The sequence below is a fragment of the Streptomyces violaceusniger Tu 4113 genome (genome assembly GCF_000147815.2).
GTDB lineage: Bacteria > Actinomycetota > Actinomycetes > Streptomycetales > Streptomycetaceae > Streptomyces > Streptomyces violaceusniger_A.
In genome coordinates this window covers 9,403,117-9,423,075 of the sequence record NC_015957.1, presented here as the reverse complement: position 1 = coordinate 9,423,075, position 19,959 = coordinate 9,403,117, and the positions used below count along the sequence as shown (strand labels likewise).

The window sequence follows — 19,959 nt, the reverse complement described above, 5'->3', positions numbered from 1 at the left end:
GCACAGGATCAGGCGCAGGCGTGAATCGCGAATCATGTGGAGGCATGGGATGGGCGGCACGGCAGGATCCGAAGGCGGCCGACGATGTGGCCGGGTCGCGCGCTGGGGTGCCCTGGCCGGCGCCGCGGCCCTGGCGACCGTGGGCGGGGTGGCCCCCGCATGGGCCGCGCCCTCCAAGGGCGGCGACACCGCGACCCCGGTGAAGCATGTGGTGGTGATCTTCGACGAGAACATCTCGTTCGATCACTACTTCGGCACGTACCCGAAGGCGGCGAACACGGACGGCACGAAGTTCACGCCGTCCAAGCACACCCCCAAGAACATCGACACCCTGGCGCACGCCGGGCTGCTGAAGAAGAACCCCAATCTCTACAAGCCCAAGCGGCTGGCCAGCGACCAGGCCATGACCTGCGACCAGAACCATTCCTACGGACCCGAGCAGTACGCGGCCAATGGCGGCAAGGCCGATAAGTTCGTGGAGAACACCGAGGTCAGCAAGTGCACCGGGCTGTTCGGCGAGCCCGGTCTGGTGATGGACTACTACGACGGCAACACCGTCACCGGCCTGTGGAACTACGCCCAGCACTATGCGATGAGCGACCGTTCCTTCAGTTCGGCCTACGGCCCCTCCTCCCCCGGAGCGCTGGAGCTGATCTCGGGCCAGACCCACGGCGTGATCTCCACCGACCCCAAGTCCTCCACCGAGAACCCCCAGCAGACCGACAAGCCGGACGCGTACACGGTGGCCTCGCCGGATGCCAAGGGCGTCGGCACGGTGATCAACGACCCGGATCCGGCCTTCGACGACTGCTCCAACAAGGACCACACCAGCGCGAACGCCCTGGCCCGCATGCAGGGCAGGAACCTCGGCGATCTGCTCAACGCCAAGGACGTGACCTGGGGCTGGTTCCAGGGCGGCTTCCGGCCCAGCACCGCCTGGGACGGTGAGCAGGACCACTACGCCAAGTGCTCCGGCACCACCCATAAGAACGTCGGCGGCGCCGAGTCGGTGGACTACAGCCCGCACCACGCGCCGTTCCAGTACTACAAGTCCACGGCCAACCCGCATCACCTCCCGCCGAAGAATGTGCGGGAGATCGGCCGGAGCGGTCAGGCCAACCACAACTACGACCTCACCGACTTCGACGCGGCGCTCAAGACGGGCCAGCTGCCGGCCGTCAGCTTCCTGAAGGCCGCCGAGTACCAGGACGGCCACGCCGCCTACTCCGACCCGGTCGACGAGCAGCACTTCCTGGTCAAGCAGATCAACGCGATCCAGAAGTCGCCGCAGTGGAAGGACACCGCGGTCGTCGTCGCGTACGACGACAGCGACGGCTGGTACGACCACGCCTACGCCAAGCCGCTCAACGGGTCGAAGGACAAGACCGCCGGCTCCAACGGCAAGGCCACCGACAGCCCCGCCTGTCAGTCCGGCCCGAAGCCCGCGGCCGGCTACCAGGACCGCTGTGGCCCCGGCCCCCGGCAGCCGCTGCTGGTGATCTCCCCCTTCAGCAAGGCCAACAAGGTCGACCACACCCAGACCGAGCAGACGTCGATCACCCGCTTCATCGAGGACAACTGGCACACCGGCCGGATCGGTGACGCCTCCTTCGACAGCCGGGCGAACTCCCTCTCCGGGCTGTTCGACTTCCGCCACCCCAACAACACCCAGGTGCTGCTGAAGTCCGACGGTTCGGTCGCGTCGGTCCAGAAGGCCGGTCATTACACGACCTCCGCGCTGGCCGCCCACGCCCCGATCGTGAACGCGGCGGCCGCCAAGGCCCTGACCACCCGGCGTCTCGCCGACGACCGGGGCGCCTCCGTCGCGCTGCCCATCGGCCTCACGGCGGGTGTGCTGGTGCTCGGCGGCGCCGGTACGGCGCTGGCCATCCACCGTCGCCGTACCGTGCGGACCGCGGGCTAGGCCCGTCCGCGCGCGCACGGCACACCGCCGTCGGGTCCGCCGCCACACCTCCTCCCCAGGTGGCGGCGGACCCGGCCATATGCGGGGCCGGGGAGACAGAGGTGGGGGCGCAGCGGCTGGGAATAAAGCGGAGCCTTTCTCCGGTTGAATGCAGGCGGTAGACGTAGAGGCGTACCCAGACAGAGATATCTGGACAGACGTACGCCCACCGCAGTGCGACCAGGGAGGCGGGCCACCGTGGCCGATGAGCAGGACCGGCGAGACGACCAGCAGGACACCATCCGGGCCCGGCCCCTCGGCAGCGCACCGGTGCCCCTGTCGGTGCTGGACCTCGCGACCGTCGGCAGCGGGGTGACGGCCGCCGAGGCGCTGCGGACCACCACCGAGCTCGCCCGGCTCACCGAGCGCCGGGGCTTCCACCGCTTCTGGGTCGCCGAGCACCACTCCATGCCCGGGGTCGCCAGCACCTCACCGGCGGTGATCCTGGCCCATCTCGCCGCGCACACCGAGCGGATCCGGCTGGGCTCGGGCGGGGTGATGCTCCCCAACCACGCCCCGCTGGTCATCGCCGAGCAGTTCGGCACCCTGGAGGCGCTCGCCCCCGGCCGGGTGGACCTCGGCCTCGGCCGCGCGCCCGGCACCGACGGGGCCACGGCCGCCGCCCTGCGCCGCACCGACCGGCTGCGCGAGGGCGCCGACGACTTCCCCCAGCAGCTCGCCGAGCTGACCCGCTTCCTCGACGACGACTTCCCCGACGGCCACCGCTACGCCCGTATCCACGCGGTGCCGGGGCCGGTGCAGGGCACCGTGCCCGGCGGGGTCCAGTCCGCCGACCGGCCCTCGATCTGGCTGCTGGGCTCCAGCGGATTCAGCGCCCGGCTCGCCGGGATGCTCGGTCTGCCGTTCTCCTTCGCCCACCACTTCTCCGCGGCCAACACCGTCCCCGCGCTCGACCTCTACCGCGAGACCTTCCGGCCGTCCGCCGCGCTGGACCGGCCGTACGCCTCGATCGGCGTCTCGGCCTTCGCCGCCGAGGACGAGAAGGAGGCCCACCGGCAGGTGCTCACCGGCGCCCTAGCCATGGTCCGGCTGCGCACCGGCCGCCCCGGCCTGGTGCCGACGCCCGAGGAGGCCGAGGCGTATGAGTTCAACGAGATCGAGCGCGACTTCATCAACAGCTGGCTCGCCAACGTCGAATACGGCACCCCGGACCAGGTCCGCGAGGGGCTCGACGGGCTGATCAAGCGCACCGGAGTGGACGAAATCAAGATCACGGCCAATGCGCACGGCCGTGACGCCCGTCTGCGCTCGTACGAGCTGATCGCCGATGCCTACGATCTCCCGACGGCGCAGACGGAGGCGTAGCCCCAGGCCCTGTCCGGTGGATCTTCGCGGGCCCGCGACGCCTGGCACGGCGCCCCCAGCTACCGCTGGGAGGTGCCCCCGGCACCAGACGCCGCGGGCCCCGCGGCGGCAGCCGCTGATGTCACAGGCACGAAGATCCACCGGACAGGGCCTAGCCAGAGGCCGGGCAGGTGATCATCGTCTGTATGCGGTCCGGCGGCACCGGACGGGAGTAGAACCACCCCTGTCCCGTGTCGCAGCCGATCCGCCTCAGCCGCTCCGCCTGCTCGGCGCTCTCCACACATTCGGCCGTCACCGTGAGGCCCAGCCGGTGCGCGAGCTGCACCAGCGCCTCGACGATGGTCTCGTCGGCCGGATTCGGATGCTCCTCGGCCCGGAATCCCTGGACGAACGAGCCGTCCAGCTTGAGCGTGGAGACCGGCAGCCGGCTGAGATAGGCGAGGTTGGAGTAGCCCGTCCCGAAGTCGTCGATCGCGATGGGCACTCCCATGTCGCTGAGCCGCTGCAGCGCCTGCAGCGGACGCCCCGTCGACCCCATCACCGCCGACTCGGTCAGCTCCAGCTGCAGCAGATGCGGCGGCAGCCCGGTCTCCGCCAGGATCGTGCCGACGTCGGCGACCAGGTCCGAGTCCCACACCTGGCGGACCGCCACATTGACGCTGACGACCAGCGGATGGGTCGGATTGGCGAGCTGCCAGACGCGGGCCTGGCGGCAGGCGGTGCGCAGCACCCACCGGCCCAGCGGCACGATCGCGCCGTTCTCCTCGGCCAGCGGGATGAACCGGTTCGGTGACAGCCGCCCGAACTGCGGATGGTCCCAGCGCACCAGCGCCTCCACCCCGCGGACGACCCCGTCGCCCAGCCCCACCAGCGGCTGGTAGTCGAGTACGAACTCGTCCCGCTCGACCGCCGGGCGCAGGGTGCTGGACAGCGCCTGCCGGGTCATCCGATGGGCGTTGCGCTCCGGGTCGAAGAGCGTCCAGCGCGCCTTGCCGTCCTCCTTCGCCCAGTACAGCGTGGTGTCCGCGGCCTGCATCAGCCAGGTGGTGTGGGTGCCGGCCGCGGGCCGCTCCACCACGCCGATGCTCGCCGACACCGACAGCCGCTGCCCGCCCACGTCGAACGGTTCCTGCAGGGCGGCCAGCAGCGACCGGGCGAGGTCGCAGAGCTGCTCGGTGCCGGTGGAGTTGCGGACCAGCAGCGCGAACTCGTCCCCGCCGAGCCGCGCCACCAGATGGCCGCCGGGCGCCGCGTATTCGGTGAGCCGCTGGGCGACCGCGCCGAGCAGCCGGTCGCCGACCCGGTGGCCGAGGGTGTCGTTGACCGCCTTGAAACCGTCCAGGTCGAGATAGCAGAGCCCGATCCGGCCGGTGCCCCCGTGGTCGTAGGTGGCCGCCTCCAGCGCCGAGGTCATCCGCTCGAAGAACAGGCTGCGGTTGGGCAGCCGGGTCACCGGATCGTGCATCTGCAGATGGCGCAGCCGCCCCTGGAGATCCCGCTGATCGCTGATGTCGGCCATCGACAGCAGCAGAGTGCGGCTGTCCGGCGCGGGCTCGATGGTGATCTCGGCCCACAGGGCATGGCCGTCGGGGCGCAGCAGGCGACGGGTGCGGCGCAGCCGCGCGAGACGGCCGCCCAGGACGTCCCGGTACTCCTTCCAGGTGCGCGGATCCTCGCGCAGATTGGCCAGATCCGCCGCGCTGCGGGTGGTCAGCACGGCCGGATCGGTGCCGAGCAGGGCGCCGAGCGCGGGGTTGGCGTCGCGCACTCTGCCCTCGCGGTCGACGACGGCCATGGCGAGGCGCGCCACATTGAAGGCGGCGCGGTAGTCGCCGGGCGCGGGGCCCGGGGTTGGGCCAGCGCCCGGGGGCGCGCCTGGCGCCGAGGGCGCCCCCGGGGTCGGGGGCGTGCCCAGGGCTGGGGGCGCGCCCGGGGCCGACGGCGCGCCGATGGTCGGGCGAGGTGCGCCGGCGTCCTCCGCAACAGGGAGGACGCTGGGGGCAACATCACGCTCTGTGATCGTCGGCAGCGTCGCGCCCAGGGCGCGGCCCTGCCCGTCAGGGATTCCGCTCACCGCTCGCTCCCGCGTGGCGTTCGTTGTGTCCAGGTTGTTCGTACGCATCTTGTTGTCTCACACCGGGTGCCGGGCAGACCGTAATTTCCTGCCTGAAGGGGGATTCCCCGCTGGACGTGTGCCGATCATAGGGGCTCGTACTCCGGGCGTTCCATCGACGTCATCGCGCTCACCGCCGCCTTGACAATGTGTTTGGTCGTATCTGTTCGACTCTGCGCGGGCCAACAGCCGCTCTGACCGATTGTGACCGTCTGTTACGTACCCGGATCGCGGCCTCTTCACTCGACCAGCCCATCCCAACAGGGCGTACCTCGCCAATTCACCTCAGGGTGGAGTGGGTGTTCGGACTACGCCCGGGAGGTCGACATGGTGCGTCCTCAGGTACCCGAGGGGGTGCACCGACAGCCTCGGCTGCGCCGGACCGGGGCCCTGCTGACCTCGTTGAGCGCGCTCATCGCGACCACCGTGGTGGCGGGCCCCGCTGTCGCGGCCGGCCCCGGCGGACCCTGTGACCTGGAACGTACCGACGCCCACCATTCGGAGGGCCTGGACACCTGGAACTCCCGCTATCCGCGCCCGGTGCGCCGATTGGACGCGGCGATGGTCTTCCTGTCGTTCCCGGACGCCAAGCCCAGAGTAACCCCGGCCCGGTTGGCCGCCGACCATATTCCCGCGACCCCCGACTTCTTCAAGCGGGCGTCCTACGGGAAGTTCGCGCTCCGGGTGCATCCACTGCGACGCTGGCTCACCATGCCCCAGCGCTCCACCGCGTACGCCATACAGCGCGACTGGAATGCCAAGCGCCGCGCCGCGTATCTGCGCGACGCCATCGCGTCCGCCGATCCGCACCTCGACTTCGGCCGCTATGACCTCGTCTATCTGGTCGCCGACCCCGATGCTCCCGGTGTGGACGCCGACGCGACGAAAGTGGTCAACTTCGAAAAGCCACTGCGCGCCGATGGTGTTGATCTGCGCCGTCTGGTCACTGTTTTCGAACACCATCCGCCGGACCGCAATGTCCTGGCCCATGAGACCGGCCATGTCTTCGACCTCCCCGACCTCTACCACCGGCCGAAGGACACCGACGCCAGCGCCGAATGGGACACCTACGTCGGCGACTGGGATTTGATGGGAAGCCAGTTCGGCATGGCACCCGATCCGTTCGGCTGGCACAAGTGGAAGCTCGGCTGGCTCGGCGCGCGCCAGGTGGCCTGCGACCGCGCCATCGGTCCGCGCCGATACACCCTCCAGCCCCTCGCCGCACCCATGGCGCGGGGCGGGCCCGGCGCCGACACCCGCACCCGGCTGGTCGTCGTCCGCACCGGGCCCACCACCGCGCTGGCCATCGAGGCGCGCGGCGGCCGTGGCAACGACGCGAGCACCTGCACCGAGGGCGTGCTGGTCTACCGCGTCCACAACGACAAGGCGTCGGGTGACGGCCCCGTCCAGGTGCTGGACGGCCACCCCGCCACCTCCGCCTGCTGGAACGAGTCGGTCTACCCCGAACTCGCCGACGCCCCGCTCGGCGTCGGCGACAGCCTGTCGGTCAAGGAGGACTCCGTACGGATCACAGTGGCCGGCCGCGCCGCTGACGGGGGCTGGACCGTCCGGGTCAACCGCCGGGCGCGGTGATGACGGTGCCGCGCCGATCTCCTACGACTGGCCGGGCCGCTGTCGAGGCCGCGCAGATGACCAGGTCGGGCGGCTGACGGAGCCGCGCCGATGGCCGCCGCGCGTCATAACCGGTGATCAAGTCGGCTTCGAGGTGCCGCTTCGAGAGCGTGGGCCCCTTTCCGACGTCGGGCGCCCGGGAGCTGAGAATGCCGCGACACGCGAATCTGGCCGAGCCGGCTGCCGGATAGGGCGCCCGGGGAGATCTGGGTGCGCGGCCCCGCCGTCGCCACCGGCCACTGGGGCGGTCCGCCGGACACCGCGCTGCTGTTCGCCGCCCGCGTCGCCGAGGGCCCGGGCGGTTTTCTGCGCACCGGCGACCTCGGCCTTACGGTGAACGGCCGGCTCCGGATGACCGGCCGGGTCCGTGACGCCCTCCTGGTGGACGGCCACACCCTGCATCCACAGGACGTGGAGCGCGAACTGCTGTGCTGCGCACGGGCGCTGGGGTCGGCCCGGGTGTTCTGCGCGGGGCCCGGCGCGGGGGCGCTGATGGTCGTCCAGGAGGTCGTCCGTACGGCGGGCGGGGCGCGCACCGGGCTGCCCCGGCCGGCGGCGCGGATCCGCGCCCTGATCGCGGAGGAGTTCGGTGTCGTGACCGGCGCGCTGCTGCTGGTGCGCCCCGGCACCGTGCGCGGGGCGGGAACCGCCAAGGTACGGCGCGCCCTGCTGCGCGAGCGCTGTCTGCGGGGTGAAGTGCGCGCACTGCACGCCGAGTTCGGGCCGGAGGCCGGTGAGCCCTGGCGGGGTGGTGCGGCATGACAAGGGGGCGCGCGGTCGCGCTCGCGCAACGAGATATGCGTTCGACGGGCGCATCTGCCCGCGAATCTATGGAAGGGCCGGGAGAGCGGGGGAATAATCGGCATGCGGGGTGATGACGGGGCGGGGAAAGCAGGGGGCGGGATGGTCAGGGTGCTGATCGCGGAAGACATGCATATGTTGCGCAAGGCATTGGTCGCCCTGCTGGAATTCGAACCGGACATCGAGGTGGTGGCCGATTTCTCCAACGGCGCCGATATCCTGCCGCGCGCCCGTGAACTCCGCCCGGATGTCGCGGTGCTCGACATCGATCTGCCGGGTATGGACGGGCTCACCGCCGCGGCCGAGTTGAGCACCGCCGTTCCCGAATGCCGCACCATGATGCTCACCAGCCTCGGCCGCCCCGGAAATCTGCGCCGGGCGCTGGCCGCCCATGTCTCCGGCTTTCTGCTGAAGGACAGCAGCCCCGAGAAGCTGAGCGACGCCATCCGCGCCGTCGCCCAGGGCGAGCGGGTGATCGATCCACAGCTCGCGCTGGCCGCCCTGGACGACGGTCCGCAGCCGCTGACGCCGCGTGAGCTGGAGGTTCTGCGGTTCGCCGCGAAGGGGGAGGAGTCCGCGCAGATCGCGGCCAAGCTGTTTCTGTCGGTGGGCACGGTGCGCAACTATCTGACCTCCGCCGTGACCAAGCTGGACGCCCGCAACCGGGTCGACGCCATCCGGATCGCCCGCGAGGCGGGCTGGCTGTAGAACGCGTCAGGCCCTCACGCCCGTCACACCGATAGGCCCGTCAGGCCCTTACGCCTTCACGCCGTCACGGTCGGCCCCGGGCCGTACTCCTCCTTCGAGTCATTCGAGCCCTTCGAGCCGCGCTCCCGGCCGCTCCTCGATGGCGCGGCCACGGACACATCCAGCTCCGCCCGTAACTCGAAGCAGCCGTCCGGCCGTACGCCCGCGCGCAGCCGCCCGCCGAGGTTCTCCACCCGGACCCGGAGGTTGCCGATTCCGCTGCCGCCGTCGGTGCTGTCGGTGTGCAGGATCGTGGACGGCCGACCCACCCCGTCGTTGACGAGGGTCAGCCACACCTGGTGCCCGCTGCGCCGCGCCTCGATCGCGCAGTGGTCGGCCTTGCTGTGGCGCAGCACATTGGTCAGCCCCTCGCGCAACACGCTCGCCAGCACCGTGTCCACCAGCTCCGGCAGCGGTCCGCAGTCGATCGCGGACGTGGCGCTGATACCCGCCGCGGCCAGCATCGAGCGGGCCGTCGCCGACTCCGCCGACAGCGACATCTTGCGGTAGCCGCTGGCCACGGCCCTGACGTCGGCGAGGGCCTGACGGCAAGTCTGCAGGATCTCCGAAAGCTCCTGCTGGGCACGGGAGTTCTGCCGGGGGACCAGTCGGTGCACCAGCTCGCATTTGAGGGTGATCGTGGACAGGCTGTACCCGAGCAGATCGTGCACATCCCGGGAGAACCGCAGCCGCTCCTGGGCGACCGCCAGCCGGGCCAGTTCCGCCCGGGACCGGGACACCTCGGCGACCAGCCCGGACAGCCGTGAGAGCCCGAAGACCACCAGCCCGGTCAGCGCGGTGGAGACCGAGGTGTAGGCGACCTGGCCCCAGCCGAAGCCGACCTGGAAGAGCAGCGCATCCGTGCACAGCAGGATGGCCGCGAACATCGGCCACGCCAGCGCCGGGGCCAGCACCAGCAGCGAGGAGCCGGCCAGAAAGCCCGGCATGCCAAGCCAGGCGTGCTTGAAGACCGCGAAGGGGGCGAAGGTCAGCACCGCCTGGAGCGTCAGCGTCCAGCGGCGCGCGCCGCTGAGCCGGGGCGCGAGACCGGGGAAGGAGTGCAGCATCTGGAGGCAGAGCAGCATCGTCATCGGCAGCAGCGCCAGCCCGAGCATCGCCGCGTCGATCGTCCTGCCCGAACGATTGCCGTCGACCACATAGGTGACGGCCACGGCGAAGTAGCCCACCAGCACGAGGACCGTGATGACGACGGCCAGGCGCGGCGCCAGATTGTTGTGCTGGCGCGGTGGGTGGTTCCCGGCATCGTCGGGCAAGAGGCTCCCCTGCACTCGTCCTCCGGATGGTCGGGCCGGATTGGGCGGCTTGCCCGAGAGTATCCGATCTTTGCCGGGGGTGGAGAGGCCGCGTGGAAGGCTCATGGTGTACGCAGAGTTACTCGTTATCACGGGGGATCACAGGAAAAACGGAATCGGGTTGAGGTCCGCATAGGGCGTAGGCCCCGGCAGCCGTCCGAGCGCGACCGGGACGTCGAAGAGCCGGCCGGGCGCGAACCGGGCCCAGTGCGGGCGCAGTCCGGGCACCAGCACCTTGGCCACCGGCAGCCCCACATCCGGCCGGGTCTGGTCCAGCACCAGCAACTCCATCCCGCGTTGCCGCGCCAACTCCCTTACGGCGGCCAGTGCGCCGCCCTCCGGGGGGCCGGATATCCCCGTGGGCAGTACGGCGGCCGGATCCGGCGTCAGATACGGGTGGTCGGCCAGAGTCGCGGTGCGGAACCAGCGCAGCGCCTCGGGCTCGGCGGCGCCGTAGCCCCCGCCGTCGGCGCGGGCCTCGACCACCGCCGGGAGCATCTGGTTCAGCTCGGCGAAGGCGTGGCACAGCGCGGTGTGCCGGTCGAAGTGGGCGCCGAAGCCGAGGGTGATGTCCTCGGCGGGCTTGTCGAGTCGCCGGGAGAGCGCGGCGACCACCGGGATGCCGAAGTCCGTGGTGAGGTCCAGGGCCCACACCTCGCGCCACAACCCCCGGTGGGCGGCCCGCACTTCGGCCAGCCACGGGTCGTCGAAGGCGTCGAGGGCCACGGCGGGCTGCCGGGTGCGGTTGTACCACCACAGGGCGACCGCGTCCCGCTCCACCAGCTCCAGGAAGCCCCGTACGACGGCGTCGGCCAGCGTGCCGCCCGCCGCCGCGCCGTTGGAGTCCGCCCGGCAGCAGCGGCGGCCCGGGGGCTGCGGGGCGCCGTAGTACAGCAGCGCGGTGGGCAGCAGCCGGTGGCGCTCGGCGGTGAGCGACCACAGCGGGGTCCAGTCCAGCTCCGCGCCCTCGTCGAACGGATCGCGGATCCGGTGGCGCGCGGGGAGGGCGGGGTCGCGGAACTGACGCGGGTCGAAGAGCTGGACGGTGTCCGGATGCACCGCGTCGTCCGGGTGCAGATCGCGATAGCGGGCGCGCTGCCGCGGCTCGTCCCCCTGGAAATGGCCGCTGTAGTGCTCCAGGGCCTCGCACAGCGCGCTCGCCCGCGCCTGTTCGGCGGTGCGGCCCTTACCGTGGGCGGCAGCCCGCAGCCCGGCCCTTACGGCGTCCAGGCCGCTTTGGGGGCCCGCTCCCGCGTACGAAGGGTGGCGGGCGTGGAAGCAGTTGAGGATGGCGGGGCCGCGCGGATCGCGCCGGATCTCGGTGACCAGCCCGGTGACGGGGTCCACCAGATGTCCGTAGCGCTCCATGATCCGGCGCGGGGAGGTGTCGGTGCGGGTTTCGGCCAGCGGCTCCCGTGGCGACGGCAGCGCCAGGGGCGCCCGTATCCGGGCCGCGACCAGCGCCGGATCGCCGCAGCCGGCGCACTGCGGGCGGCGGGAGAGCGGATGGCGGTCCACGGTGGCGGTGAGGCTGTCCAGGGTGCGCAGCTCCCGCTGGCCCGGATGCCGGTGCCCGGCCAGCCACTTGGCGGCCTCCAGGGCGGCGAGCTGGAGCGCGGCGGCGCGGCTAGCGGGCAGTGAGGCGGGCGGGCGCGGTACCGGTCCGGGGCGGCCGAGCCGGTGCTGGAGATACGCCTCGGCCTGCCGTCCGCGCCACAGCCGGTCGGCCAGACAGACCCAGCACGGGTCGTCGGGGGCGCCGAGGAACGGGCCCAGCCACGCCTGGGTGCCCACCGGTTTGACGGGCAGCCAGCGACGGCCGGCGGCGCGGTGGGCGGCGTCCACGGCGGCGAGCCGCGGATCGAGGTAGTCGTCGCACACCACAAGGGTGAGTTCCGCGTCGTCATGTTGACGGGGGGCGATTTGACATATCTCGCGCCGAGGGATAAGGGCCCCGGAAGCCGGCGGATCGCCGTCCGCCGCCTTCCCGTCCACGGTCCTCAGCTCCGCGCTCCTCAGCCCCGCGGCGCGCAGCGCCCGGACCACCTCGCCCGGGTCGGCCGAGCCGAGGACCAGCGGGGCCACGACGGGGCGGGACGGCGGGGGCGTGGGGGCCGGGACGGAGCCGTCCGCGGTGTTCAGCCCGGCCAGCTCCCAGTACGCCTCCTCGGGGGTCCAGGGGTGGTCCCGCTCGGAGACCAGCCCGGCCGCGCGGAGGCGGGCGATCACGTGCTCGGCCTGCCCGGCCGGGACCGCGCCGGGCGGACCCGCGGCGCCGGTGGGCGCGGCTGCCTCGGTGAGGATGTGGGCGAGGTCCCGTGACCCGTCGAGCAGCGGCGCGAGCGCGGCGATCGCCCGCCCGTGCAGCGCCGTGACCCCGCGCTCGGAGACGAGATACACGGCCTCGCCCGGCACCGGCTCGACCCGCAGATGTGGTGTGAAGCCCAGTTCGCCGGTCATCGGCCGGTCATTCGGCGCCGACGGTGCAGATGCAGATGGCGGGCGCGCCGATGGGCCAGGCGGCGTCGGAGAGGTCCTCGATGACCAGGTCGTCGTCCTCGGCGGGCGGCTGAACGGCCTCGGCTGCGGTCCTGATGGCCCCGGCGCGCCGGGTGATCCTGGCGCGCTCGGCGATCTCGACGACCCCGGTGACCCCGGTGACCTCGGTGTTCTCGGCGGAATGAGCCAGGACGGCGGGGCTCGTGGACTCATGTGGGACGGGCGTATCGGTCATCGCGGACTCTCTCATCGCCAGGGTGTGAATTTGTCATGGTGCGGCGCTATGGAACTCATATCGAGCTCGTTACTCCGGCACTGGCCGCACAGGTGGCCCACAAGCGAGGCTCTTAAATGCCTCGGTGGCAGGCCGCGCGGCCAGGAGGCACTTGACGGACCGTTGACGGAGGTACACGACCATGGACATCAAGGTGTTGGGGCCGCTGAGCGTCGAGGCGTGCGGTCAGTCGATCGTGCCCAGCGCGGGCAAGCCGCGCCAGATCCTTGCACTGCTTTCCGTCTACGCCAACCAGATGCTGCCGGTGCCCACTCTTATGGAGGAAATCTGGGGCACGCAGATGCCGCGCAGCGCGCTCACCACTTTGCAGACCTACATCCTGCAGTTGCGCCGCAGGCTGGCCACGGCCTATGGCCCAGCGGCCCCGCAGGCTTCCAAGGACGTCCTGGCCACGCGCTACGGCGGATATGTGCTGGAGGCCCAGCCGGGCGCGGTGGACATCCATGAGTACGACCGGCTGGTGGCCGCGGGGCGGGACAGGCTGGACGCCGGGGACGATGTCCAGGCGTCCCTGCTGCTGCGCGAGGCGCTGGCCGTCTGGCGCGGTCCCGCGCTGGTGGATGTGAAGGTCGGGCCGGTCCTGGAGATCGAGCTGGCCCGTCTGGAGGAGAGTCGGCTCGGCGTCCTGGAGCGCCGTATCGAGGCCGATCTGCGGCTGGGCCGCCATGCCGAGCTGCTCACGGAGCTCACCGAGCTGACCGCCCGTCATCCGCTGCACGAGGGGCTGCACGCCCAGTGCATGGCCGCTCTCTACCGCGCGGGCCGCCCCTGGCAGGCGCTGGAGGTCTACCAGGGGCTGCGCGCCAGACTGGTCGAGGACCTAGGGCTGGAGCCGTCGCCGCGACTGCAGAAGCTCCAGCAGGCGGTGCTCGCCTCCGATCCGGCGCTCGATCTGGACCTGGAGGGCCACTGGCGCCGCCCGGTGCTCGACCTGTTCGCCGCATAGACCAACAGTCCACAGCCAACAGCCAACAGTCCACAGCCGATAGCCCCCACAGCCCCGACACCGCCCTCGTCCGGAGCCCCGTAAGTCCCCTACCAGCCGTCCCCGTCCGGCGAACCATCCCCCCAAGAACGCCCGGCGCCGCCCTTCAGCCGGGCTCGCTACGGCTCCGCTGCCCGATCCCCCCGCGCGGGCAAGCGGAGCCGTAGTGCGTCCAGGGGATGCCACAGGCGCCCGATGCCCATGCCCTGGAGCTCGACCAGCAGGAGGCGCGATGACGCGCGAGATCGACACCGATGTGTGCGTGGTCGGCGGCGGCCCGGCCGGTCTGGTGCTGGCGCTGCTGATGCTGCGGTCGGGGGCCCGGGTGACCGTGGTGGAGTGCGCCCGCGCGCATCAGCGCGTGGTCCGCGGCGAAATCCTCCAACCCGGCGCGATGGCGCTGCTGGACGCGCTCGATGTGCTCGCCGGCGCCCGCGCCCGCGGCGCCCATGAGCACGACCGATTCCTGGTCATCGAGGGCGAGCGAGTCCTGCTGGAGGCCGACTACCGGCTGCTCGCGGCGCCGTACGACCACCTGTTGAGCGTTCCGCGCCCCCATCTGCTGGACGAGCTCCTCGCCCACTGCCGCCGCTCGCCCGGCTTCCGCTATCTGCCCGGACGGCGGGCCGGGGCCCTGTTGTGGCGGGAGCAGCGGATCGCCGGGGTCATCGCCGAGGGGCCGCCGGGCCGCTGTGCCGTACGGGCCCGGGTCGTCGTCGGCGCGGACGGCCGGTTCTCGCGGATCCGGCGGCTGGCGGGCATCGGAGCGGGCCGCGCCGACGCGTTCGCCCAGGATGTGCTCTGGTGCACGTTCATCGCGCCCCGGGAAGAGCCGCCGCTCCGCGATGTGCGGGTGTTCCGCACCGGCGGCGGCCCGGCGCTGGTCTACGGCTCCTGGCCCAACCGCATCCAGATCGGCTGGACCCTGCCGCACCGGCGCTACAGCCATATCGCCGCCCTCGGCTTCGACCATGTCAAGGAGCGGCTGGTGCGTGCCGTGCCGGGGTACGCCACGCTGATCCGCGATCAGCTCCGCACCCCGGCCGACCTCGGCGTGATCGAGGTCTTCTCCGCACGCGCCGAGCGCTGGGTCGCCGATGGGCTGGTGCTGATCGGCGACGCCGCCCACACCCACAGCCCGATCGGCGCCCAGGGCATCAACCTGGCGGTGCAGGACGCGGTGGTGCTGCACCCCCTGCTGGCCCGCGCCCTGGCCGAGGGTGACACCAGCGCCGAGCGGCTGGCGGAGTTCGAGCAGCGGCGCGGGCCCGATATCGCGGCGGTGATGCGGATGCAGACCCTGCAGAGCCGGGCGATCCTCTCGCAGGGCGCGTTCACCACCCGGGTGCGCCCCCGTCTCGCGTGGGCGCTGCGTCGTACGCCGCTCTATCGCAAGATCCTGCAGCGTATGGCCTACGGCAACCCGTCGATCCGTATCGCCGATGCCGGAGTGTGCGGCCGGACATGACAGCCCGGAGCGCGATGGCTGGAAAGCACTACTGCGCCGACTTATCGCCACCCCGGCTTCGATCCCATATGCCGCACCGCCTAGGTTGAGGCCATGCACACTGTCGTGATCCTGGCGCTGGACCAGGTCATCCCCTTTGATCTGGCCACCCCGATCGAGGTCTTCACCCGCACCCGGCTGCCCGACGGCCGGGAGCCCTACCGGGTCCGGATCTGCGGCCCCGCCCCCAGCGTCGACGCCGGGGTGTTCGCCCTCCAGGCCCCGTACGGGCTCGAGGCGCTCGCCGAGGCCGACACGATCGTCGTGCCCGGCCGCAGCGACGCCCTGCTCCCGGTCCCCGACGAGGTGATCGACGCGCTGCGGGACGCCGCCGACCGGGGCACCCGTATCGCCTCGATCTGCTCCGGGGCCTTCGTCCTCGCCGCCACCGGACTGCTCGACGGACACCGCGCCACCACCCACTGGCTCGCCGGTGCGCTGCTTTCCGAGCTCCATCCGAAGATCCAGGTCGACCCGGATGTGCTCTATGTGGACAACGGCCAGTTCCTCACCTCGGCAGGCGCCGCGGCCGGGCTCGACCTGTGTCTGCACATGATCCGGTGCGACCATGGCTCCGCCGTGGCCGCCGACGCCGCGCGGCTGTCCGTGATGCCCCTGGAACGGGAGGGCGGGCAGGCCCAGTTCATCGTTCACGACCAGCCGCCCGTACCGCGCGGATCGCTGTTCGAACCGCTGCTGCGGTGGATGGAGGACAACGCCGGACGGGACCTCACCCTCAAGGAGATCGCCGCCCACATCGGCATGAGCACCCGCACCCTCAACCGCCGCTTCCGGGAGCACACCGGGACCACCCCGCTGCAGTGGCTGCACCGCGCCCGGATCCGGCAGGCGCAGTATCTGCTGGAGGCCACCACCCACCCGGTCGAGCGCATCGCCACCCAGGTCGGCTTCGGCTCGCCCACCTCCTTCCGGGACCGCTTCAAGCGCGTCGTCGGCACCAGCCCGCACAGCTACCGCTCCGCCTTCCAGCGAAACGCCGGATAGCCGCCGAGCGGTCCCCTGGGCAGCCTCGGGCACGGGTCGAGGCGGACTCGAGTCACGGCGGCGACCATGGCCTTCTCAGTGGGAACGACCGCGAGGAGCGCCCATGTTGGACCTCGGCCTGGAAGGGCGCACTGTCCTGGTCACCGGCGCCACCGGGGCCATCGGCCGGGCCGCCGCACGCGCCTTCGCGGAGCAGGGCGCCCGGGTGGCGCTCGCCTTCCGGCACCACCGCGAGGCCGCCGAGGCGCTGGCCGCCGAGCTGTCCGGACGGGACGGTGGCAGGGCCTTCGCCGTGCCGTACGCACTGGACGACGCCGCGTCGCCGCGCTGGGTCGTGGCCGCCGTGGAGGAGCACTGCGGCGGGCTCGACGTGCTGGTGGCGGCCGCCCGGCGGCGGGGCACGCGGCGCGATCCGCACACCCGGTTCGAGGACGTACCGGAGGAGCACTGGCGGCCGCTCGTCGCCGACGGCTTCGTGCCCGCTATGCGCACCGTCCAGTGGGCCGTCGCCGGGATGCGCAAGCGCGGCTGGGGCCGGATCGCGCTGGTGGCCTCGCCGCAGGCACCGGACGGCGCAGCCGACGGGGAGTTCCACGCGGTGGAGCGGGCCGGGCTGCACGGTCTGGTCCGCGGTCTGGCGGGCGAAGTGGGCGGCGATGGAGTGCTGATCAACGCCGTGTGCCCCGGGCCGGTCCCGCCTGACCGGCCGCCGACTCCGCCTGACCGGCCGCCGACTCCGCCCGACCGGCCGCCGACTCCGCCTGACCGGCCGCCCACCTCGCCCGACCGGCTGCCCACGACCCCCGAGGACATCGCCCGCGCCCTCCTCTTCCTGTGCTCGGCGGCCAACGGCACGATCACCGGCGAAGCACTGACGCTCGCGGGGTGCCGCTGAGCCCGGCGAGGGGAGCGATGGGTCGGCTCGGTGTCATGTCCATCGGCCGGACGGGGCGGCCCGGCCGGCTCGACCTCTGCGGGAGGTGAACCGTGCGCGTCCTCTTCACGACCTGGGCCTCCGGCCCCCATCTCGTTCCCATGGTGCCGCTGGCGCGCGCCCTGCTCGGAGCCGGGCACCAGGTGCGGGTCGCGGTGCCGTCCGAGTGTGCGGCGGCCGTCGCCCGGACCGGCCTGGTGCCGGTGCAGATCGGTGCCCTGCCGGTGGCGGTGGTCAGGGCGCCGGACGCGACGCGGCGCCCGCGCGGCATCTGGCCGACGGACTGGCCGGTGCGGCCCGCCGCGCTCACCCCGGAGCAGCACGGCGTGCTGCGCGCGTTGGGCGATCGGCAGGTGCGGATCGCCGAGGCGATGGCCCAGGGCCTGGTGGCATTCGCCCGCTGCTGGCAGCCGGAGCTGGTGGTGCACGACGCCGGCGCGTACGCGGGCACGGTGGCCGCGGGGGCGCTGGGGGTGCCCGCGATCGGCCAGCTGTGGGGGAGCGCGGCCGTGCTGCGGCTGGACCGGCAGCGGCTCGAAGGCCCGCCGCTGCCCGGCTACGCCCGGCTGATGCGGCGTTACGGCGCCGACCCGGCGCGCGAGCCCGACCTCTGGCTCGACCCCTGCCCGCCGAGCCTCGCGCTGCCCTCGCGGGCGCGGCGGCTGCCGGTGCGCCTCGTTGCGCAGGACGGGTCGTCGCCGCATGAGACGCCGTCGCCCTACGAGGCCCGCCACGCCGGGGCGCACCCCGCGCGCCAGGCCGCCGCGCCGAACGGGCGGCGCGGGCCGGGCGGCCCGAGGCGGTCCGGGCCGGTGCGGGTGTGCGCGGCGTGGGACGACGCCAGTGGCCCGCCGGACGCCGTAAGGGCCGCACTGTGGGCCGCCGAGGCGCGGGGCGTGGAGGTCGTCCGGGTCGGCAGCGCCGCCGAGGGACGGCCGCCCGCCGGGCCGCTGCACCGGGTGCTGCCGGGCTGCCGGGCCCTGCTCCACCAGGGCGGGGGCGCGGCGGTGCTGGCCGCCGCCACGGCCGGGGTGCCGCAGTTGGTCGTCGCGCCCCGCCTCGAGCAGCAGCTCAACGGGGCGCGGCTGGCCCGGGCGGGCGCCGGGATGTATCTGCCCGCCGACGCCCTCGACGGCACGCGGCGCGGATCGCGGGCGGCGGGCGGGCGGCTGGCCATGGACCTGTTCACACTGCTGGAGCAGCCCTCGTACGCGGCGGCGGCGCACGCCCTGCGGCGGGAGGCGCTGGCGATGCCCGGCCCGGACAAGGCGGTCCTGGCGGTCACCCGGCTCACGGGCCCGGCGATGTGAGGGCTGTCGTATGCGAAGGGGCGCCGTACGTGGAGGGTCGCTCTCCGTGAGAGACCACGCGAAAGGCCCCTCACCGAGATGAGGGGTCTTTCGTTGTCTGTGCGCCGCCAGGGACTCGAACCCCGGACCCGCTGATTAAGAGTCAGCTGCTCTAACCAACTGAGCTAGCGGCGCCTGCTGACGTAGGAGACCTTAGCACTCGGACGCCACGGAGCGAAAATCGATAACTTTCAGCCCGGAAAGACGGCGGGTGTGCTGGTCACAGCCGTGCCGACAAGATCACAACCGACGGCGCGGGCCGCCCTCACACAGGCCCACAGCAGCACCTCGGGACCGGGCAGCCAGGGCTTGCGGACGTCGGGCGCGACCAGCCAGCGCGGCGACGGCACCGGGGCGGACTCGCGGGCGCCGCACTCCAGGGCGCCTGACTCCGGGGCACCGGACTCCAGCGACGCCGCCTCCGGCGGATCGGGGTCCGGGGGGAACAGTGGCGGCACGGTCACCGCGTCGCCCCGCCCGTAACAGAGCAGCGGGGGAGCGGTCGCGCCCCACTCCTCCCAGCCGAGCAGCGCCGGCAGTCGCTGGGCGGTGCCCGGGGTGGCGAAGAGCATGACGCGGCCGCCCCTGGCCGCGACCGGCCCGGTGCCGGGGCCGTCGGTCCATAACCGGCCCACCACCCGGCGGCCGAAGAGCGCGTCCATGCTGATGACGTCGAACGCCGTACCGCACGGCAGCGTCACCGCGGCGGTCGGGGCCGCGGCCCACAGGGCCTGCACACCGCGCGGCGAGGCGCTGGCCGAGGCGAGCCAGTCCGCGCCCGCCGGGGTGACATAGGCGGCGGTGTGAAGTGCGTCCTGCGGCGTTCTGGTCATGTTTCCACCTTTACCGTCGGCGATGACGGTGTAGAGAGATGCGGCGAAACCGGGACATCGGGTGTCGACATCGGGTATCTTCCGCCCGCATATGCCCCAGGCTCACGCCTGCCGTCAGTCCGGCAACTCGCCGCTCCGCATCAGCTCACGGCCGAACTCGACCATCTTCTTGGCGTAGTCCTCGGTCCACTCGGCACGCTCGGCGATCACGGCGAGGGTCAGCCGATCGAACCGCCTCGGGTCGGCGAGCTGGGCGGCCGCCATCGCCTGGAACTCCATGGCCCGGTCCGTCGCCGCGCGGAACGCCAGCACCAGCTCCGTCGAGCGGGACAGCAGCTCACGCGGGTCCTCCATCGACTCCAGGTCGAAGAAGTGCGCCTCGTCCGAGGCGGCGGCGGCCGGTTCGAAGAGCAGGGGCGCTGGTTTCAGCCGCCGGGGCGCGGAGCCGTGCCGGCCTTGAGCCGCATCCGGCTCGGGCATGTGATCTCTCCTCCTGGGTCGTGAGGCACCTACGGTTCGCGGTGGTCCTGTTGTCTCCATTGTCGCGCGTAGGGCAAGGGCGCCCCCGCCGTACGCCGCCGACCTGGGGTCTCTCCCCACCCGGCCGCCCCCTGAACCATGGCCGGACCGTCGCCCCTGGTGACGCACCGTACGGCC

Annotated in this window: 16 protein-coding genes and 1 tRNA gene; 10 read left to right on the top strand and 7 right to left on the bottom strand. The window is 72.5% G+C overall.

Features of this window, described 5'->3' with window-relative positions:
- Positions 1 to 49: 49 nt before the first annotated feature.
- Entirely contained in the window at positions 50 to 1,924 is a 1,875-nt protein-coding gene (locus tag STRVI_RS38390) for a phospholipase C (RefSeq protein WP_014060953.1), read from the top strand.
- Positions 1,925 to 2,161: 237 nt separating this feature from the next.
- Positions 2,162 to 3,289, top strand: coding sequence for an LLM class flavin-dependent oxidoreductase (locus tag STRVI_RS38385; protein ID WP_014060952.1), 1,128 nt, complete (start codon positions 2,162 to 2,164; stop codon positions 3,287 to 3,289).
- A gap of 151 nt (positions 3,290 to 3,440) precedes the next feature.
- Here the strand turns inward: STRVI_RS38385 and STRVI_RS38380 are convergent, their stop codons facing one another.
- The gene (locus tag STRVI_RS38380) at positions 3,441 to 5,411 is read right to left on the bottom strand and encodes a putative bifunctional diguanylate cyclase/phosphodiesterase (protein WP_014060951.1); all 1,971 of its coding nucleotides are present in this window, start codon (positions 5,409 to 5,411) and stop codon (positions 3,441 to 3,443) included.
- Positions 5,412 to 5,729: 318 nt separating this feature from the next.
- Here STRVI_RS38380 and STRVI_RS38375 point away from each other — a divergent pair, with 318 nt between their 5' ends.
- The 3 genes from STRVI_RS38375 (at position 5,730) to STRVI_RS38365 (ending at position 8,543) form a co-directional block, all read left to right on the top strand.
- On the top strand, positions 5,730 to 6,995 hold the full coding sequence (locus STRVI_RS38375; protein WP_014060950.1) for a M6 family metalloprotease domain-containing protein: 1,266 nt from the start codon (positions 5,730 to 5,732) through the stop codon (positions 6,993 to 6,995).
- 249 nt (positions 6,996 to 7,244) lie between these two features.
- Positions 7,245 to 7,796, top strand: coding sequence for an AMP-binding protein (locus tag STRVI_RS38370; protein WP_043237203.1), 552 nt, complete (start codon positions 7,245 to 7,247; stop codon positions 7,794 to 7,796).
- A 141-nt stretch (positions 7,797 to 7,937) separates the two neighbouring features.
- The gene (locus STRVI_RS38365) at positions 7,938 to 8,543 is read left to right on the top strand and encodes a response regulator transcription factor (protein ID WP_014060949.1); all 606 of its coding nucleotides are present in this window, start codon (positions 7,938 to 7,940) and stop codon (positions 8,541 to 8,543) included.
- 56 nt (positions 8,544 to 8,599) lie between these two features.
- Here the strand turns inward: STRVI_RS38365 and STRVI_RS38360 are convergent, their stop codons facing one another.
- From STRVI_RS38360 to STRVI_RS38350, 3 genes are all read right to left on the bottom strand, one after another.
- On the bottom strand, positions 8,600 to 9,856 hold the full coding sequence (locus tag STRVI_RS38360; protein WP_251982821.1) for a sensor histidine kinase: 1,257 nt from the start codon (positions 9,854 to 9,856) through the stop codon (positions 8,600 to 8,602).
- Positions 9,857 to 9,994: 138 nt separating this feature from the next.
- Positions 9,995 to 12,355 (bottom strand): TOMM precursor leader peptide-binding protein, encoded by a 2,361-nt coding sequence (locus STRVI_RS38355; protein WP_014060947.1) that lies wholly within the window; start codon positions 12,353 to 12,355, stop codon positions 9,995 to 9,997.
- A 7-nt stretch (positions 12,356 to 12,362) separates the two neighbouring features.
- Positions 12,363 to 12,629 (bottom strand): hypothetical protein, encoded by a 267-nt coding sequence (locus STRVI_RS38350; RefSeq protein ID WP_014060946.1) that lies wholly within the window; start codon positions 12,627 to 12,629, stop codon positions 12,363 to 12,365.
- Between the two features lie 181 nt (positions 12,630 to 12,810).
- On the opposite strand from STRVI_RS38350, the gene STRVI_RS38345 reads away from it, so the two are divergent.
- The 5 genes from STRVI_RS38345 (at position 12,811) to STRVI_RS38325 (ending at position 18,430) form a co-directional block, all read left to right on the top strand.
- Positions 12,811 to 13,635 (top strand): AfsR/SARP family transcriptional regulator, encoded by an 825-nt coding sequence (locus STRVI_RS38345; RefSeq protein ID WP_014060945.1) that lies wholly within the window; start codon positions 12,811 to 12,813, stop codon positions 13,633 to 13,635.
- Between the two features lie 271 nt (positions 13,636 to 13,906).
- Positions 13,907 to 15,142 carry an FAD-dependent monooxygenase gene (locus STRVI_RS38340; RefSeq protein ID WP_014060944.1) on the top strand — a complete coding sequence of 412 codons (1,236 nt, stop codon included), beginning with the start codon at positions 13,907 to 13,909 and terminating at the stop codon, positions 15,140 to 15,142.
- Between the two features lie 93 nt (positions 15,143 to 15,235).
- Entirely contained in the window at positions 15,236 to 16,186 is a 951-nt protein-coding gene (locus tag STRVI_RS38335) for a GlxA family transcriptional regulator (protein ID WP_014060943.1), read from the top strand.
- Positions 16,187 to 16,289: 103 nt separating this feature from the next.
- Positions 16,290 to 17,081 carry an SDR family NAD(P)-dependent oxidoreductase gene (locus STRVI_RS38330; protein ID WP_014060942.1) on the top strand — a complete coding sequence of 264 codons (792 nt, stop codon included), beginning with the start codon at positions 16,290 to 16,292 and terminating at the stop codon, positions 17,079 to 17,081.
- A gap of 92 nt (positions 17,082 to 17,173) precedes the next feature.
- A complete protein-coding gene (locus STRVI_RS38325; RefSeq protein WP_014060941.1) occupies positions 17,174 to 18,430 on the top strand; it encodes a nucleotide disphospho-sugar-binding domain-containing protein in 1,257 nt (418 codons plus the stop codon).
- Between the two features lie 100 nt (positions 18,431 to 18,530).
- Here STRVI_RS38325 and STRVI_RS38320 read toward each other — a convergent pair.
- The 3 genes from STRVI_RS38320 to STRVI_RS38310 form a co-directional block, all read right to left on the bottom strand.
- A tRNA-Lys gene (locus tag STRVI_RS38320) sits at positions 18,531 to 18,604 on the bottom strand.
- 56 nt (positions 18,605 to 18,660) lie between these two features.
- Entirely contained in the window at positions 18,661 to 19,302 is a 642-nt protein-coding gene (locus STRVI_RS38315; protein ID WP_014060940.1) for a bifunctional DNA primase/polymerase, read from the bottom strand.
- A 114-nt stretch (positions 19,303 to 19,416) separates the two neighbouring features.
- Positions 19,417 to 19,782, bottom strand: coding sequence for a hypothetical protein (locus STRVI_RS38310; RefSeq protein WP_014060939.1), 366 nt, complete (start codon positions 19,780 to 19,782; stop codon positions 19,417 to 19,419).
- Positions 19,783 to 19,959 lie beyond the last annotated feature (177 nt).